This is a genomic window from Flavobacterium faecale (assembly GCF_048320115.1).
GTDB classification, from domain to species: Bacteria; Bacteroidota; Bacteroidia; order Flavobacteriales; family Flavobacteriaceae; genus Flavobacterium; species Flavobacterium faecale_A.
In genome coordinates this window covers 2731156-2748289 of the sequence record NZ_CP182943.1, presented here as the reverse complement: position 1 = coordinate 2748289, position 17134 = coordinate 2731156, and the positions used below count along the sequence as shown (strand labels likewise).

The window sequence follows — 17134 nt, the reverse complement described above, 5'->3', positions numbered from 1 at the left end:
CTTTTAAAATGGTTCTCGATACTCTCGACACTTTGGGACAAACTAACGTTTTTAATAATTACAGCCAAAAGGTTCACTTTTGTTAACCTCTAGTGATTTTTATAAAATCTCCCTCTTTAGAAAATACCATAATCACAAACTCATTGTCAATATAAACACCCAATTCATAGGTAATTATTTTTTTACTACTAGTAACCAGAAGTCTTTGTACCACGGGAATTGTTGGATAGTTTTCGGTCATATAAATGCGCGCAGCTTCGGGCACCTCTTTATATTCCACGCTTGCGGCAAAAGCAAGCTGATTCCCGTTGATATCATAAATCGCAACACAATAACGATTGTCTAAAAGGAACTTACCCTCGAAAACTAATTTTTGACTATCCCTTCCTTGATAACTCGAAAACCAAACCGGATCTTTTCCTTGATATGTTTTATTGAAGGCTTCTAAAACTACTAATGGAACATTTCTCTCTATTTTTTGAACTTTTTTCGTTTGCCCTTGCAAAAACAAACTAAAAGTAAGTGATCCTAAAACCCATAAAATCTTATATTTAAATCTCATATTCAATGTTTTGCAAATAAAGTTAGTTTCTTTTGACTTAAAATAAAACCTTTTTTTAGGATTTTATAAGAACATCTATTCATATTTTCCAATCCTTTTCAAAAATATTTCCAAATTTGAATTTATAAAAGCTTACAAACGCTTATTTTTGCGCCATGGGAAGAAAAAATACAGACAAAGTTGTCTTTCATCAGATAAAAGTCCTTGATGCAGGTGCAAAAGGCGTTTCGGTAGCGAAGGCTCCCGATGGTAAAGTAGTGTTTATTCCAAATGTGGTTCCTGGAGACGTGGTGGATGTGCAAACATTCAAGAAACGCAAAGCGTATTACGAAGGAAAAGCGGTGAAATTTCATGAATTATCCGAACATCGTGTCGATCCTGTTTGTGAGCATTTTGGAGTTTGTGGCGGTTGCAAATGGCAAAATATGAACTACGACCAACAGTTATTTTACAAACACAATGAGGTAAAAAACCACTTGCAACGCATTGGTAAAATTGAATTACCAGAATTCGAACCCATCTTAGGTTCCGAGAAAAAGTTCTTTTATAGAAACAAAATGGAATTTTCGTTCTCCAATAGTCGTTGGTTAACAGAAGACGAAATCAATAGTACAGAAGATTTAGGAAACAGAAACGCCCTTGGCTTTCACATTCCGAAAATGTGGGATAAGATCTTAGACATCAAAAAATGTCATCTACAGGAAGATCCATCCAATGCCATAAGAAACGAAATTCGAAGATTTGCGAATGAAAACGGATTGACTTTCTTCAACCCTAGAGAACATTCAGGTTTATTAAGAACCGTTATGTTGCGTACCGCATCTACTGGAGAAATTATGGTGTTGATTCAATTTTTTGAAGACGACCAAGCTAATAGAGAATTGATTTTAGATCATTTGCATGCGACTTTTCCAGAAATCACTTCGTTACTATATGTAATTAACAGCAAAGCAAACGACACATTATACGATACCGATGTAAAATTATACAAAGGTCGTGACTATATCTTGGAAGAAATGGAAGGCTTGAAGTTTAGCATCAATGCTAAATCATTCTATCAAACCAATTCGGATCAAGCCTACGAATTGTACAAAATCACCCGTGATTTTGCAGGTTTGACAGGTGAAGAATTAGTATATGACTTGTACACTGGCACTGGAACGATTGCACAATTTGTTTCTAAAAAAGCAAAAAAAGTAATTGGTGTTGAAAGTGTTCCAGATGCTATCAAAGATGCGAAAGCCAATGCAGTGCGTAATAATATTGACAATTGCGAGTTTTTTGTAGGGGACATGAAAATCGTTTTCAACGATCATTTCATCGCCCAACACGGACAACCAGACGTGATTATCACTGACCCACCAAGAGACGGAATGCACAAAGACGTAATTGAACAAATTATGAAAATTGCTCCTCAACGAGTCGTTTATGTAAGTTGTAACTCAGCGACACAAGCCCGTGATTTAGCTTTGATGGATGAGAAATACAAAGTAACTCGTGTGCGTCCTGTAGATATGTTTCCACAAACGCACCATGTGGAGAATGTGGTGTTGCTAGAGCTACGTTAATTAGTACGCAGTCGCAGTTTCAGTAATCAGTTTTAGCTAGATATAAAGTAGGTGATTGCAATCACTGCAAACTGAATACTGTATTTCAGCATCATTGCTAAAAACTGAATACTAAAAAAATGTACCATTAATAAAATAATATGAAATACCTTCTAATACTGCTCTTAACATTAACGGTCTCTTTCTCTAGTTGCGAGAAAGATGACATCTGTGATGAAAACACGAGTACTACTCCCCGATTGATTATTACTTTTTACGATATTAATGATCCTTCGACAGAGAAAAATGTGACGGATTTGACTATTATTGCTGATGGAATGACAGAAGGTGTTTCCTATAACGGTACCACTTTAATTAATAGCAGTAAAGTGGCAATTCCTTTAAAAACGGAAGCTGATGTGGTAAAGTTTAAATTCATATTGAATTATAACAACGACAATTTATCCCTTGTAAACGAGGATGAAATCGAATTCAACTACGCTAGAACTACGCTTTTTGTTTCCAGAGCTTGTGGCTTTAAAACCAATTATGAGTTAAACCAGCTGAATCCTTTTACCCATACCGATGTTGCTTCGGCAGATGGAAAATGGATGCAAACAATCTCAATCAAAAACAGATCAATCACAAACGAAAATGAAACACATCTTGAAGTCTATTTTTAGTATTGGTCTTGTATTAACACTTTTTATGGCTCAGGGCCAAGAAACAAGTGCCAAAAAACCAGTTGCAAATCCTGATAAAGGTTTTGTACCTATCGAAACAGTCGCTCCCATAAAAACGAATCCCAATCAAAAAGCAGATACTATACAAGTATTGCCTAAAACCAATCGTTATGGTTTACGACTAGGTGTTGATTTATACAAACTGAGTCGAGGATTTTATGATAAAAATTATAAAGGAATCGAATTAGTTGGTGATTATCGTTTGACTAAAAAATACTTCCTTGCTGCCGAATTAGGAACCGAAAACAAAACCACCGACGACGCCAGATTGAACTTTACCACTCAAGGTTCGTATTTGAAAGCAGGTTTTGATTATAATGGTTACGAGAATTGGCTAGATATGGAAAACATCATCTCGATAGGGTTGCGATATGGTTTTAGTACCTTCAACCAAGAATTAAATAACTATCGCATTTACAATTCTTCACAATATTTTGGCGAAAATCAAACCCTAACTTCAGGACAAAAATTCAACGGTTTAACCGCCAGTTGGGTGGAAGTTGTTGCAGGACTAAAAGTTCAAGTAATAAGAAATGTGTTTGTGGGATTCAGTTTAAGATTAAATACCTTAATTACTAATAAAAAACCTGACAACTTTGACAACTTATACATCCCTGGTTTTAACAGAACTTACAACGGAAGCTTTGGTGTAGGTTTCAATTATACAGTAAGTTACTTTTTACCATTGTACAAGAAAAAAGTAGTAGCTGTTATGAAGTAAAAGTATTGAAAAGAACGACATAAAAGCATAAAAAAACGTTAGTGGAACTATTTCAACTAACGTTTTTTTTTATGATTGAAATCTAATAAATACCAATCCGAGTAAACTGAATACTGATACTGAACACTTTAAACTAACCTATCTCTCGCACTCCTTTCATGAAAATCCATTTCATAAATAGTTTTTCGCCGTCCTGAGTTCTGATGGCTTTAAATTTTGGTGCAACCAAAGTGGCCACCACAAAGGCCGTCACTGGAATCCAAAAACCTGTTAAATGGGTATAGGAAGCTACTAAATAGCGTACTGAAATAAAAAGGATTGCAAAACAACCCAATTGGTATAAAAAAGCTCTTATTTGTAATTTTGTCATTTTATTTTAAGTTGCTAAGGTTTTGAAGGTACTGCATAAAAGAGATTGTAAGTTGCTGACTTACTATGCTTCTGAGTTTAGTAACTCTGAAACTCTATTCTTTCACTTCCTGAAACTTGGTACGCTTACTTCCTTCGTACATTTCATATTTTACCAAGCGAGATTCGATACTGGCATTGAATAATTTGATTTTACGAGAAGGTTTTAATCCTACAAATTTCAAAGCCTCAAGATTTCCAGTGATGAACCAAGCATTCGTTCCTGGATAATTTTTCTTTAAGGTATCACCAATGTTTTTGTAAAACTCCTCCATGTGAATATCCAAACGCTCATCATAAGGAGGGTTGAAAACAATGTGTAATTTCCCTTGAGTATTTTTTTCAGTATCAAAAAAGTTTTCTTCTTGAATCGTGATGTATTCTTCTAAATTCGCATTACGAATATTGTCTTTGGCTTTTTGAACTGCTGATGGCGCTTTGTCATAGCCCTTTATCGTGTAATGAAACTCACGTACTTTGCTCAACAAACTATCCACAATTTTGTCAAACAAGTCATTATCCCAATCTTTCCATTTTTCGAAAGCGAATTCTTTACGGTTGATGTTTGCTGGAATGTTACAGGCAATCATAGCCGCTTCAGCCAAGAAAGTTCCAGAACCGCACATAGGGTCCAGAAAATCCGTTTGTCCGTCCCAACCCGATAATAATAAAACACCTGCTGCCAACACTTCGTTTATCGGAGCAATGTTCGTTGCTGTTCTGTAACCACGTTGGTGCAACGAATTTCCAGAAGTATCTAAAGCAACAGATACTTGATCTCTGTCAATATGAATATTAATTCTTAAATCTGGAAAAGCTTTGTCAATACTCGGTCGCTGCCCTGTTCTTTCTCTAAATTGATCCACAATAGCATCTTTACACTTTTGTGACACAAACTCCGTGTGATTAAAATTTGTGGAATGAACAGTCGCATCAATCACAAAAGTCTGATTGGCATTGATAAACTTAGACCAGTTCACACTAGACACACCTTTATACAAGGCTTGTTCATTATTGGCTCTAAAAGTATAAATAGGTTTCAATATTTTCAAGGCGGTTCGCAATGACAAATTGGCCTTATACATAAAACCTTTATCACCTTTAAAGCTCACCATTCTCACACCCTGCTCCACATCTTGAGCGCCTAGTTGCGTTAATTCTTTGGCTAATATTTCTTCAAAACCAAAAAAGGTTTTGGCAATCATTTTAAAATTATCTTCCATGTGTATGTATCCAGTAATACCCTTTTTTCTATTCAGAAAAGAGAATTACACTATTTTTTAATTTAAAGACTATGTTTTGAATAAAAATTAATCACAAATTTACACGAAAATCGATTCCTAAAAATTTCCCGAATCTGTCTAAACAAATGAAAATCGATTGATTATTTTTAATTTGTACTAATCTGTGTAATTCGTGCCCTTTTTTTTACCTCAATTCCATCTTCTTCAATGTTAGTAGTCCAATTTTCAGCAAAAATACACTAAATTTGCCGGATAGAATAAACAGAAAAGAATAAATGTCCTCAGAACAGAAACCCACTACCTCAAACCCAGGCGAAACAAAACCAGCATGGTTTAGCTCTTGGTTCGATACTCCATATTATCACATCCTTTATAAAGAACGCAATTACCGCGAAGCACAAGTATTCATGGACAATTTAACACACTATCTAAACTTACCTGAAAAAGCAAAAGTTTTAGATTTAGCTTGTGGGAAAGGGCGTCATGCTATTTATTTGAATCAATTAGGCTTTGATGTTCTTGGTGCTGATTTATCCGAAAACAGCATACTTGAAGCTTCAAAAAACAGCAATGAAAGTTTGCATTTCAAAGTACACGATATGCGTGAACCATTTGAAGAAAAGTTTGACGCCATCTTTAATTTGTTTACCAGTTTTGGCTATTTTGAAAATGATGATGATAATTTAACCACTTTAAAAGCCATCCAAAGCAGTTTATCTGAATATGGATTTGCCGTCATAGACTTTATGAATGTGCATCAGGTCATCAATGGTTTGGTTCCTGACGAAGTTAAAACGGTGGACGGAATTGATTTTCATATCAAACGTTATGTGGAAAACGGCCATATCTTCAAAGAAATTGATTTTGAAGACCAAGGTCAAAAATTTCATTTCACCGAAAAGGTCAAAGCCCTAACCTTACAAGATTTTCAAGACATGATGGACGAGGCTGGAATTTATTTATTGGATATTTTTGGTGACTATAAACTCAAAAAATTCCATAAAAACGAAAGCGAACGACTGATTATGATTTTTAAATAAAATGGTTTATTTGGTTAACTGTTTGTTTGTTTTAATGATCGTTATTATTTAACCGATTAATCAAATAACGGATTAACCTCTATCAACAAATACAGATGAATTACATTTTACCTTTATTTTCAGTACTCATAGGTTACGTCATCGCCTTGGTTTTGAAACCAAAAAAGAAAAGCAACCTGAAGCTTTTATTAGCTTTTAGTGGTTCCTTTTTACTTGCTTTGACGGTCATGCACCTGTTACCTGATGTATATGAAACACAGAATACCAATATTGGAATTTTCATTATGGTGGGTATTTTATTCCAAATCATCTTAGAGTTTTTCTCCAAAGGTGCTGAACACGGACATGTTCATGGACATCCCAACATGACGCATATTCCATGGCTATTATTTGTTAGCCTTTGCATACACGCATTTTTAGAAGGTTTCCCCGTGGGACATCACGAAGATAATCTTGCTATCGGAATTGCCATTCACCACTTACCAATTGCAATAATTTTGACAACCTTTTTCATTAACTCACACCTCAACAAAAATGCAATTTTCGTATTCATGAGCACCTTTGCCATCATGACGCCGCTGGGTACTTTTGTATCTGATTACATTCCCCTTTTAAGTGCTTACAATACCGAAATTACCGCAGTTGTAATTGGTATTTTATTTCATATTTCCTCAACGATTATCTTTGAAAGTAGCGAAGGACACAAATTCAATGTTGCCAAAGTTTCTATGATCGTTTTAGGAGTTGTCTTAGCTTATTTTTTATAAAAACACATGGAAATTATTGCTAAAAGACATTTTATAAAATTCTACCTCTATCTCATTTTATGGATTTCTTTTTTAATAGCTAGTATTCTCATTTTTCATAATGAATTAATAAAACTCGATTCCCAATCCATTTGGGCATGGTTTGCCTTAGTAATTCCGTTGTTTGTAATAATAAGTTATTTGAGAAACTCTCCAAAGCTCATAATTAATAAAAATGGCATATTATCTAATACTATTTTCTACGACTGGAAACATTTATCAAGTTGTAAATTAACTGGAAAAAAGAGACTGTCTATTGTTCCTGAAGAATGTGCCACGCTTACTTTTAACAATTCAAAGACCATTACAATCTTTGATGATTTTTATTCAAATTCATCTGAAATAAAGCTTTTTATTCAAGAAATAGTATTGAATAAAAAAGAGGCTGTAGAAATTAAAGAAAAACCAAATCATCAGATAAATTTCTTCCAAGAAAAATTCATTATTTACAAAGGTTATCCGATTTTCTGTGGTTTTGGAATTATAATATGGATGCCATTTCTATTTTTAATTGGTGCTTCTATGTATCACCTTAAAATTTATCCTCTAAAAACATTTGTCTCTTGTTCTGTTATTACTGTATTTTTAATGTTAGTTTACTCTTGGTTATTATACTATTTTGAAGTATCTCAAAATTATCTAATTATAAAAAATCATTATTATTTTTGGAAAAAAGAAATTTACTATTTGTCTGATATAAAAGAAATAGTTTTTGAAGAAAGGTATGGTAAACGCCCAAAAAGTTTAACCATAATAACTTTTGATTTCAAAACAGAACGCTATTATGCTGGAAGTCTTACTAGCAAAACTTGGTTAGCGATGAAAGACGAACTCAAAAATCAAAACATTGTTATTAGAAATCATTGAATTCCTAAAAACTAATCTAACAAAAAATGATTCCGAAAGTTAAATCTCAATATTACTTAGTAACTTTGAATCTTTGCAACTTAGAACCTCAATAAAATGACCTTTACCAAAACTACCGAACAGTCCTCAAAATACGAACATTTAGAAAAAATGTCTGTCAGTGAACTTTTGACAAACATTAACAAAGAAGACCAAACTGTGCCTTTAGCAGTCGAAAAAGCGTTACCACAAATAGAAACTTTGGTTGCGCAAATCGTTGCTAAAATGAAACAAGGTGGTCGTTTGTTTTACATTGGTGCAGGAACTTCTGGACGTTTGGGAGTGGTAGATGCCTCTGAATGCCCACCTACTTTTGGTGTTCCCTTTGATATGGTGGTTGGGATTATAGCCGGTGGTGACACTGCCATTCGTAGAGCTGTGGAAAATGCCGAAGACAATGAAACACAAGCATGGAAAGATTTACAGGAATTCAACATCAATGCTAATGATGTGGTCGTAGGAATTGCTGCTTCAGGAACGACTCCTTATGTTATTGGAGGTTTAAAATCCTGCAATGAAAACAATATTATCACAGGAAGTATATCGTGCAACGCAGGAAGTCCACTTTCGCAAACAGCAGAATTTCCAATTGAAGTAATCGTAGGGCCCGAATTTGTAACAGGAAGCTCTCGCATGAAAGCTGGAACCGCTCAAAAACTGGTTTTGAACATGATTTCGACCGCGACGATGATTCAACTAGGAAAGGTAAAAGGCAACAAAATGGTCGATATGCAATTGAGTAATAACAAGTTAGTCGATCGTGGTATTAAAATGATTATGGGGGAAATTCCAGTAAATTATGAACAAGCAGCAGAATTATTGCGTAAATTTGGGAGCGTCCGAAAAGCTGTAGACAACTGGAAATAAAATATTCACCGTAACATTGCCATGAAAAATTTAATTACCCTAATCCTAATTTTAGTATCAATTGCTTCTTTTTCTCAGGAAATCACGAAGGTAAAAGGACGATACTTTATCAAAAATAGCCAAATATCACATCGTCAGGCTCGAGAATTATTATCGAAAAACACTGAAGCCTTAGCGCTATTCAAAAAAGCACAAAACAAGGAAGCCCTAGGTGGATTTTTTGTTGGTATAGGAGGCGCTTTAGTTACTGTTGATTTAGTTATAGGTCTCTTTTCTGATGTGGTTTACCCTACGCCTGCCACTTATATTGGATTAGCATCCTTACTCGTTTCACTTCCTATTTTGGCGGGAAAAGATAAAAAAGCGCAACGAGCTGTAGATGTTTACAATGAAGGATTAAAACATTCAGGAAATGAAGATTCCAACCTAGAGCTGAACGTAATTGCTAACCAAAACGGCTGCGGCTTACAACTAAGATTCTAATTATGGCTACTAACAAAGATGTATTATCTCGAGGCATTAAATTTTTATCCGGTGCTTTACCCTTGTTATTTATAGGTCCTAGTTTGATTTATAATGCTTTTATGAATCAACACACTAATTGGCATTATTTAGTATTAGGAATTGGAATCACTGCATGTATTGCGGCTGTATTTTTGATGTTCAAAGGCTTGCAATTCATTATGAAAAGCTTATTCAACGACTAATGGAAGGATTAATTCATATTCAAAAAACCTTTGACAAAGTTATCTTTTCAGGTAAAAGAGTCAGCAACCGAGAATTTGAAAACTGTATGTTCCAAAACTGTGATTTTGCTAACAGCGATTTTTCAAACAATACTTTTATGGACTGCGAGTTCATCGATTGCAATCTCTCCATGATGCAAGTCGTAGCCAGTAGTTTCAAAACGGTGCAATTTCGCAATTGCAAAATGATGGGCATTCAGTTTCATACTTGCAATGATTTCTTGTTTAGTGTAGGCTTTCAAGATTGTGTTTTGGATTACTCTTCCTTCGCCAATAAGAAAATGCCTAAAACTCAATTCAGCAATACTTCCCTTAAAGAAGTAGCCTTTATGAGTTGTGACTTAACCCAATCTATATTTGATAATTGCAACCTTCAAGCCGCCAATTTCAACGAAACCCAACTCAAGGAAGTCAACTTTTTAACTGCTTTTAATTACAGTATCGACCCCGAATTCAATCCTATGAAAAAAGCTCGTTTTTCTACGCAAGGGATTACGGGATTATTAGATAAATACGACATTAAGGTGATCTAACAACATTTTCCCTTCTACCAAATATACTTTGCTTACTTTTAATTCAAAACACAATAAACATTAGGAATGCTTCTCATAGCATTGTGGTCCCTGCGGTTACATATATTTGATTCGTTTCAAAAATGCACTGTTACTTTTCCTCTGTTTTAACTCCGTTTTAATTTCATTTTTTAGTATTTTTAAGTACTAAAAAGTATATCATGGAAACCAATACAATTTACTTAGAAAGCGCTAAAAAGCTGTTTCTCTATTATAAAACTTTGGGAGAAAAAGCCATTGAGCAAATCGAACCCGAACAGCTTTTTACACAAACTAACGAAGACACCAATAGTATCGCTACGATTGTAAAGCACTTGTCTGGAAATATGTTATCGCGTTGGACGGATTTCTTAACTACTGATGGAGAGAAAGAATGGCGCAACCGAGATTCGGAGTTTGAAAATAATTTAACTACCAAAGAAGCGGTCTTTGAATCTTGGAACAAAGGTTGGGAATGCTTTTTAACTACTTTGGATAATTTACATGCGGAACAGCTCTTGGATATTATCTATATACGCAACGAAGGACATACCGTTTTAGAAGCTATCAACAGGCAATTAGCCCACTATTCTTATCATGTAGGACAGTTGGTTTTTTATGCTAAGGAATTGAAAAACAAACCATGGAATAGTCTATCAATTGCTCGAAATAATTCTCAAAATTATAACTCGGATAAGTTTGCAAAAGCCAAAGAAATTAAGAACTTTACCGATGCTGAAATAAAGCGTATGGATAAGCAATAATGCCTATTGCTCCAGATGGAAACGCAAAGCCCGCACGGGATATTCCTATTTTTTCTTGACAGAAAAGAGTAGTGCCGACGCTTCGGAAGAAGCTCCTTTTATGGCAATAGAAAAAAATAGGAATAGCACGGAGGACTTGTAGTGAACAGCTGGATAAGGCCCAAAAAATAAAAATGAAAAAGATTATTCTACTAACTGCGTTAGTTGTTTTGGCTTCGTGCAAACAGCCCGCAAGAGATTGTACTGATTTTAAGATTGGAAAATTTAAGTTTGAAAGTAAAATTAATGGGGTGATGAAAACCACTTATTTTGAACGTAATGACAGCATAGAAATCGAAACTTACGAAGGCAAAACAGACACAGCTTCCATTCGATGGGTGAATGATTGCGAGTATGTGCTTCGTAAATTACACCCAAAAAACATGGCGGAGGAAAAGGCAATTAACATCAAGATTTTATCCACTGATGCAAATAGTTATTTATTTGAATACGGTATGGTAGGTAGTGATAATAAACAACGAGGTACTGCTGAGAAACTTTAATCAAAAACCAAATTACAAATAGCAAAAGTCAATTACAATTGCAATTGCAAAAATCAATAAAAAAAACACAAATGACCAGCTTGCTCCTATCTGCACTCTGAGAACAAAACGACTACAATAAGGGCAATGAAAGTCTATGTCTTAATGTGTTAAAATCAACAAACTAAATAAAAAATGGAAGTATTTTTAAATCCTGATGCTTGGATCGCCTTATTAACTTTGACTTTTCTGGAAATTGTCCTTGGAATTGACAACATCATTTTTATATCGATTGCCACTGGAAAATTACCACCAGAAAGCAGAAAAAAAGCCACTAAAATCGGGATGTTTTTAGCCATGTTCATGCGTATTGCCTTATTATTTGGAATTAACTTATTAATCCAAATGAAAGAACCTTGGTTCACTGTCGATTTGAGTTGGTTTCAAGCTGGAATAACAGGACAAAGTATCATCTTGTTTTCAGGAGGCTTGTTCTTAATTTACAAAAGTACTAATGAAATACGTGAAAAAGTAGATCACAAAGGCGAGGAAGAAAAAGATTTAGGCAAAGCAGCCACTAAATCCTTTCAGAATGTTATTCTGCAAATTATTATGATTGACTTGGTTTTCTCTTTTGATAGTATTTTGACAGCTGTAGGAATGACTAACGGAGTTCCTGGTGCTTTGTACATTATGGTGACTGCAGTGGTGATTTCGGTAATCATTATGATGCAGTTTGCGGTTCCTGTAGGAACATTTGTCAACAAAAATCCTTCCATACAGATATTAGGATTGGCCTTTTTGATTTTGATTGGAATGATGTTACTGACTGAAGGAGCTCATTTGTCCAATGCACTAATTTTTGGCAGTCATGTTACTCCTATACCTAAAGGATACTTATATTTTGCCATTTCGTTTTCATTATTTGTAGAAATGCTGAACATGAAAAGTAGTAGAAAAAAGAAAAAAATAAGTTAAAATAATTTTAGTTTTTAATCCAAATACAAGACCGTCTCCAGAAAAGGCGGTCTTTTTTGTTAGTTGATAAATGTATTTACCTTTTGATAACTTTTTTTACATTAAAGCAACATCTAATTTACCTATAAATAACTTTTATAAAAAATAGGCATAATCTCCAATTCAATTCGTAAAGCTAGTTTTGACAAAAAATAAAAACAACTTATGAAAACAAATTGGATTAAACCTGTAACCTTTTTTACTGCTATTACTATAGCATTTGCTAGTTGTCAAAATGACGACAAAGACAATGGAACATCTGTTAATTCTCAAATCAACTTTGCCTCGGCTTCAACAACTCCGGCCTTAGTTACACCACTTACAGGATTTGAAAACTTACAAATCTCTTCACTTATTAGTAGTGGTGACGTGTTGAAAGATTCTCCAAGTTTTATCTTTGGAGCACAACCTGACGGTGCTGGATTACTAAAAGATCCAAACAGTGATGGTTACATCTTAATCAGCAATCACGAAATTTTAAAATCAGTATCTAGAGTTTATTTAGACAAAACATTTACGCCTATTAAAGGAGAATACATTGTTGATGGTATTGGAGGATTGACAAGATTGTGTTCTGCTACATTAGCTACTCCAGAAACTCATGGTTTTGGACCAATCTTCTTAACAGCAGGAGAAAGTGGTGAAGAAAGTATGGTACACGGAATAAATCCTTTTGGAGATACATCAGAAAAATCAAGAACTGACCGTGTTTTACCAGCTTTAGGAAAAGCAAGTATGGAAAATGCTGTACCGCTTCCTAAGCAAGCCTATCCAGGAAAAACCGTTATTCTTATTGGAGAAGATCAATCTTACGGTTCTTCGCATACTAGCGCAGGTCAAGTTATAATGTATATGAGTGGTATCGTAGGAGATTTAAGCAATGGTAAATTATATGCTTTGAAAAGAAATGACGACAATCAAGTAGAGACCGACATGACTATTGGAAATTCATTTGATGTTTCTTTTGTTGAAATTCCAAATGCAAAAAGTAGCACTGGAGCAGAAATCAATACTAAAGTCAATGCATTGAAAGCGATTCGTTTTTCAAGAGTTGAAGATGTTGATTACCGTAAAGGTTCTGCTGCAAATAACAGAGAAATTTATTTTACCGCTACAGGACAATCGTCTTCTAACAATCCTGTTACAGGCTATACGATGTGGGGAAGAATCTACAAATTGGTTTTGGATGCTAATAATCCTTTAAAGGGAAAATTAGAATTAGTAGTTGAAGGGGATTCCACTCCAGGAACTGGAATTATCAACCCTGATAACATTTGTGTAACTGAGAATTATGTGTACATCCAAGAAGATGGTGATAGTTTCTACACTGCTGCAAAACACGATTCTTACATCTGGCAATACAATATTGCAACCAAAGTAAACAAACCTTGGATGACCATGAAACACGATCGTACAAATACTGCTTGGAACGCCATTTACAATCCTGGTAATGAAACTCGTTTTGGAAGTTGGGAATATGGTGCTATGGAAGACATTTCAGATATCATTGGTGTCCCTAACACTTTTACTTTAAATATTCATCCTCATACTTGGAAAAGTTCAAAATTTGCAAATGCTGATGGAAGTGGCACAAACTCAAACATTGAAGGAGGCCAAACTGTAATTATTCGTAACGTACAGAGATAATCAAATATAAAATTCAATTTAAAACAACCCATTATTGTTATGGGTTGTTTTCTTATTTAATAAATACCCAATGAACATCCGCTCATTCTGTCCAAAAATATACTATTTACTAATTTGTCTATTAATTTTGGCTAGTTGCCAAAATAAAACAAGTCCGATTACTGCCCAGCAAGTCGTTTTAATTGATATTGAAAAATTAAACGAAGCTTTACTCAATTTTAAAAAAAATGCAAACGAAAGTAATGATACTCATATATTGCAAAAAGAATTTACCAATTGCAGATTGCAATATAAGCAATCAGAATGGGTCATTGCCTATTTTATCCCTGAAACGGCTCGTTTTATAAATGGTCCTGCTCTTGACGAATTAGAACTAGCCGAAAATCAATTTGTTCCTCCAAACGGTTTTCAGGTAATAGAGGAATTACTATACCCTAAATTTGATGCAAAGAGCAAAGCTGCATTAATCCGAGAAATAACGGTTCTCCAAGGAAATATCAAACAAGTAAAACAAGCACTAGAAGTTATCTCTATTACGCCAGCCCATATCATGGATGCTTTAAAAATGGATGTTTTGAGAAATATCTCTTTAGGAATAACTGGCTTTGACTCTCCTATTGCCTTACTATCCATACCCGAATCTGCTGCAAGCTTAAACGCTATGGAACAGATTCTCCCAACTATCAATCATCAAAAATCTAAAGCAGTTATTCAAAAAATAAACATATTGATTCGCGAAGGAAAGAAATACTGCAACGCTCATCCCGATTTTGACACATTCGACCGAGCACATTACATCAAAACAGTTTTAGATCCTTTAATTCCATTATTAAATACTTTCAAAAAAGAGAACAAAATTGAAAGTATCAGCCGCAATAGTGTCATCAATCCTGATGCTAATAGCTACTTTGCAATAAATAGCTTTAATGTAAACGCCTTTATACCCTCCGAAGAGTTCGTGTATTCTGATGCTAAAAAAGCACTAGGAGACCAATTATTTTATGATACTAAATTATCCAAAGACAATTCAAGAAGCTGTTCTTCTTGCCACAATCCAGACAAAGCATTTACGGATGGTTTAAAAACCAATCGTTCACTAGGTGGAGGCTTACTAAAACGAAACACTCCTACTCTTACCTACGCTGGATTTCAAAATGCGCAATTTTGGGATATGCGCCAATTGGATTTAGAAAAACAAAGTGCCGATGTAGTAGGGAATATTGACGAAATGCATAGCTCTATCAAAGACATCATTCCAATAATTCAAAATGACAAAAAGTATTTTGCCCTATTTCAAAAGGCTTTTCCTGAAGCAACAAAAGTAGAAGAATGGCAAATTCAAAATGCACTGGCAAGCTACACCCGATCCTTAAACTTGTTCAATTCTAAATTTGATTTGTATATGAGAAATAAGACTGATTTCACCGCTGAAGAACTAAAAGGTTTTAATCTTTTTGCGGGTAAAGCAAAGTGCGCAACCTGTCATTTCATACCCTTATTTAACGGAACGGTTCCTCCACAATTCAAGAAAACAGAACATGAAATCATTGGTTCTCCAGAAGATAAAAACGGAAGAAAACTAAGTCCTGATATGGGAAGATATGCACAGTTCCAAATGGATCAATTGAAAAACGCATTCAAAACCCCAACACTTCGAAACATAGAAAAAACTGCTCCTTATATGCATAACGGTGTTTTTGCAACACTAGAAGAAGTCATTGACTTCTATAATAAAGGTGGCGGAGTTGGACTCGGTTTGCCTGTACCTAACCAAACTCTTCCTTCTGATCAATTGAACTTGACCGAAACCGAGAAAAAAGCATTAGTTGCCTTTATGAAGACACTTACTGATATTCAATAATGCGCTTAATGGGTACTTAACTAGAGTCTAGACGTTTTCTAATTGATATAAATAAAAAAACCAGTGAAAGTTCTCCACTGGTTTTTACTAATTTATGTAATAATTGTCAATCTATTTTAGAATGACTCAACCTATAAAAAATTATTTAGCTAAATAAGCCAATACATTTTTTTCTATTCTTTCATTGATGTTTGAGATATCTGCTTTTACAAATTTCTCACCAATAATATTTTCATATAACTCAATGTATCTATCAGAAACGGTTTCAATATACGCATCAGTCATTTCTGGAATTTGCTGTCCTTCTTTACCTTGAAAACCATTTTCGATTAACCAACGACGTACAAACTCTTTCGATAATTGTTTTTGCTCTTCCCCATTGTCTTGTCTTTTCTGGTAGCCTTCAGCATAAAAATAACGAGACGAATCTGGAGTATGAATTTCATCAATTAAAACAATTTGCCCTTCTTTGGTTTTACCAAATTCATATTTAGTATCCACTAAAATTAATCCACGACTTGCGGCAATTTCAGTTCCTCTTTGAAACAACGCACGTGTGTATTTTTCTAAAACCAGATAATCTTCTTCCGTTACAATTCCGTTAGCCAAAATAGCTTCTCTTGAAATATCGGCATCGTGTTCTCCATTATCAGCTTTGGTAGTTGGAGTGATAATTGGTTCTGGAAATTTATCGTTTTCCTTCAAGCCTTCTGCCATTGCAACGCCACAAATAGTTCTTTTTCCTGCAGCATATTCACGAGACGCATGTCCTGACAAATACCCACGAATCACCATTTCTACTTTGAAAGGCTCACATAAGTGACCTACAGCAACACTTGGATCTGGAGTAGCAATCAACCAATTTGGAACAATATCAGCGGTTAATTCCATGAACTTCGTTGCGATTTGATTCAAAATTTGACCTTTATAGGGAATCCCTTTTGGTAAAACCACATCAAATGCTGAAAGTCTGTCGGTAGCAACCATTACCAGAAGTTCGTCATTGATATTATAAACTTCCCTTACTTTACCTCTGTAAACTGATTTTTGATTCGGAAAATTAAAATTAGTTGTTGTAATTGTATTGCTCATTTGTAAAAATGTTGTGTTGTTTTTTTGATGCCACAAATTTAGGATTATTTTAGAAAGAAACACAAGAAATCCTCGAATGTTATTCTTGTCC

The 17134-nt window shown here is 34.6% G+C and carries 19 protein-coding genes; 15 read left to right on the top strand and 4 right to left on the bottom strand.

From position 1 onward, the window contains the following. Positions 1 to 82: 82 nt before the first annotated feature. Positions 83 to 562: a hypothetical protein gene (locus tag ACNH59_RS11225; protein WP_418262632.1), complete on the bottom strand. Its 480-nt coding sequence runs from the start codon at positions 560 to 562 to the stop codon at positions 83 to 85. A gap of 155 nt (positions 563 to 717) precedes the next feature. Between ACNH59_RS11225 and rlmD the strand changes: the two genes are divergently transcribed. The 3 genes from rlmD to ACNH59_RS11210 all read left to right on the top strand — a co-directional run bounded on the left by rlmD (position 718) and on the right by ACNH59_RS11210 (position 3573). After that, positions 718 to 2130: a 23S rRNA (uracil(1939)-C(5))-methyltransferase RlmD gene (gene rlmD, locus ACNH59_RS11220; protein ID WP_418262631.1), complete on the top strand. Its 1413-nt coding sequence runs from the start codon at positions 718 to 720 to the stop codon at positions 2128 to 2130. 140 nt (positions 2131 to 2270) lie between these two features. Then, positions 2271 to 2792: a DUF6452 family protein gene (locus tag ACNH59_RS11215; RefSeq protein ID WP_418262630.1), complete on the top strand. Its 522-nt coding sequence runs from the start codon at positions 2271 to 2273 to the stop codon at positions 2790 to 2792. Then, entirely contained in the window at positions 2764 to 3573 is an 810-nt protein-coding gene (locus tag ACNH59_RS11210) for a DUF6048 family protein (RefSeq protein WP_418262629.1), read from the top strand. Before ACNH59_RS11215 ends, ACNH59_RS11210 begins: the two co-directional genes overlap by 29 nt. A 133-nt stretch (positions 3574 to 3706) precedes the next feature. Here the strand turns inward: ACNH59_RS11210 and ACNH59_RS11205 are convergent, their stop codons facing one another. Both ACNH59_RS11205 and ACNH59_RS11200 read right to left on the bottom strand, forming a co-directional pair. Further along, on the bottom strand, positions 3707 to 3943 hold the full coding sequence (locus tag ACNH59_RS11205; protein WP_418262628.1) for a hypothetical protein: 237 nt from the start codon (positions 3941 to 3943) through the stop codon (positions 3707 to 3709). 94 nt (positions 3944 to 4037) lie between these two features. After that, positions 4038 to 5204 carry a THUMP domain-containing class I SAM-dependent RNA methyltransferase gene (locus ACNH59_RS11200; protein ID WP_418262627.1) on the bottom strand — a complete coding sequence of 389 codons (1167 nt, stop codon included), beginning with the start codon at positions 5202 to 5204 and terminating at the stop codon, positions 4038 to 4040. Positions 5205 to 5500: 296 nt separating this feature from the next. On the opposite strand from ACNH59_RS11200, the gene ACNH59_RS11195 reads away from it, so the two are divergent. From ACNH59_RS11195 to ACNH59_RS11140, 12 genes are all read left to right on the top strand, one after another. Beyond that, on the top strand, positions 5501 to 6265 hold the full coding sequence (locus ACNH59_RS11195; RefSeq protein WP_418262626.1) for a class I SAM-dependent methyltransferase: 765 nt from the start codon (positions 5501 to 5503) through the stop codon (positions 6263 to 6265). Positions 6266 to 6360: 95 nt separating this feature from the next. Beyond that, positions 6361 to 7032: a ZIP family metal transporter gene (locus tag ACNH59_RS11190; protein ID WP_418262625.1), complete on the top strand. Its 672-nt coding sequence runs from the start codon at positions 6361 to 6363 to the stop codon at positions 7030 to 7032. Between the two features lie 6 nt (positions 7033 to 7038). Continuing rightward, positions 7039 to 7938, top strand: a complete 900-nt coding sequence (locus ACNH59_RS11185; protein WP_418262624.1) for a hypothetical protein — start codon at positions 7039 to 7041, stop codon at positions 7936 to 7938. Positions 7939 to 8034: 96 nt separating this feature from the next. Next, a complete protein-coding gene (gene murQ / locus ACNH59_RS11180; protein ID WP_418262623.1) occupies positions 8035 to 8844 on the top strand; it encodes an N-acetylmuramic acid 6-phosphate etherase in 810 nt (269 codons plus the stop codon). Positions 8845 to 8865: 21 nt separating this feature from the next. Next, complete coding sequence (locus ACNH59_RS11175; protein WP_418262622.1) at positions 8866 to 9327, top strand: hypothetical protein; 462 nt, start codon at positions 8866 to 8868, stop codon at positions 9325 to 9327. Positions 9328 to 9329: 2 nt separating this feature from the next. Beyond that, positions 9330 to 9551 (top strand): DUF6095 family protein, encoded by a 222-nt coding sequence (locus tag ACNH59_RS11170; protein WP_418262621.1) that lies wholly within the window; start codon positions 9330 to 9332, stop codon positions 9549 to 9551. Next, a complete protein-coding gene (locus ACNH59_RS11165; protein ID WP_418262620.1) occupies positions 9551 to 10123 on the top strand; it encodes a pentapeptide repeat-containing protein in 573 nt (190 codons plus the stop codon). The genes ACNH59_RS11170 and ACNH59_RS11165 overlap by 1 nt, the downstream gene beginning before the upstream one ends. A gap of 200 nt (positions 10124 to 10323) precedes the next feature. Then, positions 10324 to 10905, top strand: a complete 582-nt coding sequence (locus ACNH59_RS11160; RefSeq protein ID WP_418262619.1) for a DinB family protein — start codon at positions 10324 to 10326, stop codon at positions 10903 to 10905. A 173-nt stretch (positions 10906 to 11078) separates the two neighbouring features. Further along, complete coding sequence (locus ACNH59_RS11155; protein WP_418262618.1) at positions 11079 to 11447, top strand: DNA topoisomerase IV; 369 nt, start codon at positions 11079 to 11081, stop codon at positions 11445 to 11447. A gap of 174 nt (positions 11448 to 11621) precedes the next feature. Next, complete coding sequence (locus ACNH59_RS11150; RefSeq protein WP_418262617.1) at positions 11622 to 12404, top strand: TerC family protein; 783 nt, start codon at positions 11622 to 11624, stop codon at positions 12402 to 12404. A gap of 204 nt (positions 12405 to 12608) precedes the next feature. Further along, positions 12609 to 14090 (top strand): alkaline phosphatase PhoX, encoded by a 1482-nt coding sequence (locus tag ACNH59_RS11145; protein WP_418262616.1) that lies wholly within the window; start codon positions 12609 to 12611, stop codon positions 14088 to 14090. Between the two features lie 127 nt (positions 14091 to 14217). After that, the gene (locus tag ACNH59_RS11140) at positions 14218 to 15951 is read left to right on the top strand and encodes a cytochrome-c peroxidase (RefSeq protein ID WP_418262615.1); all 1734 of its coding nucleotides are present in this window, start codon (positions 14218 to 14220) and stop codon (positions 15949 to 15951) included. 141 nt (positions 15952 to 16092) lie between these two features. On the opposite strand, the gene ACNH59_RS11135 is transcribed toward ACNH59_RS11140, so the two are convergent. After that, the gene (locus tag ACNH59_RS11135; RefSeq protein ID WP_418262614.1) at positions 16093 to 17043 is read right to left on the bottom strand and encodes a phosphoribosylaminoimidazolesuccinocarboxamide synthase; all 951 of its coding nucleotides are present in this window, start codon (positions 17041 to 17043) and stop codon (positions 16093 to 16095) included. Positions 17044 to 17134: the final 91 nt, after the last annotated feature.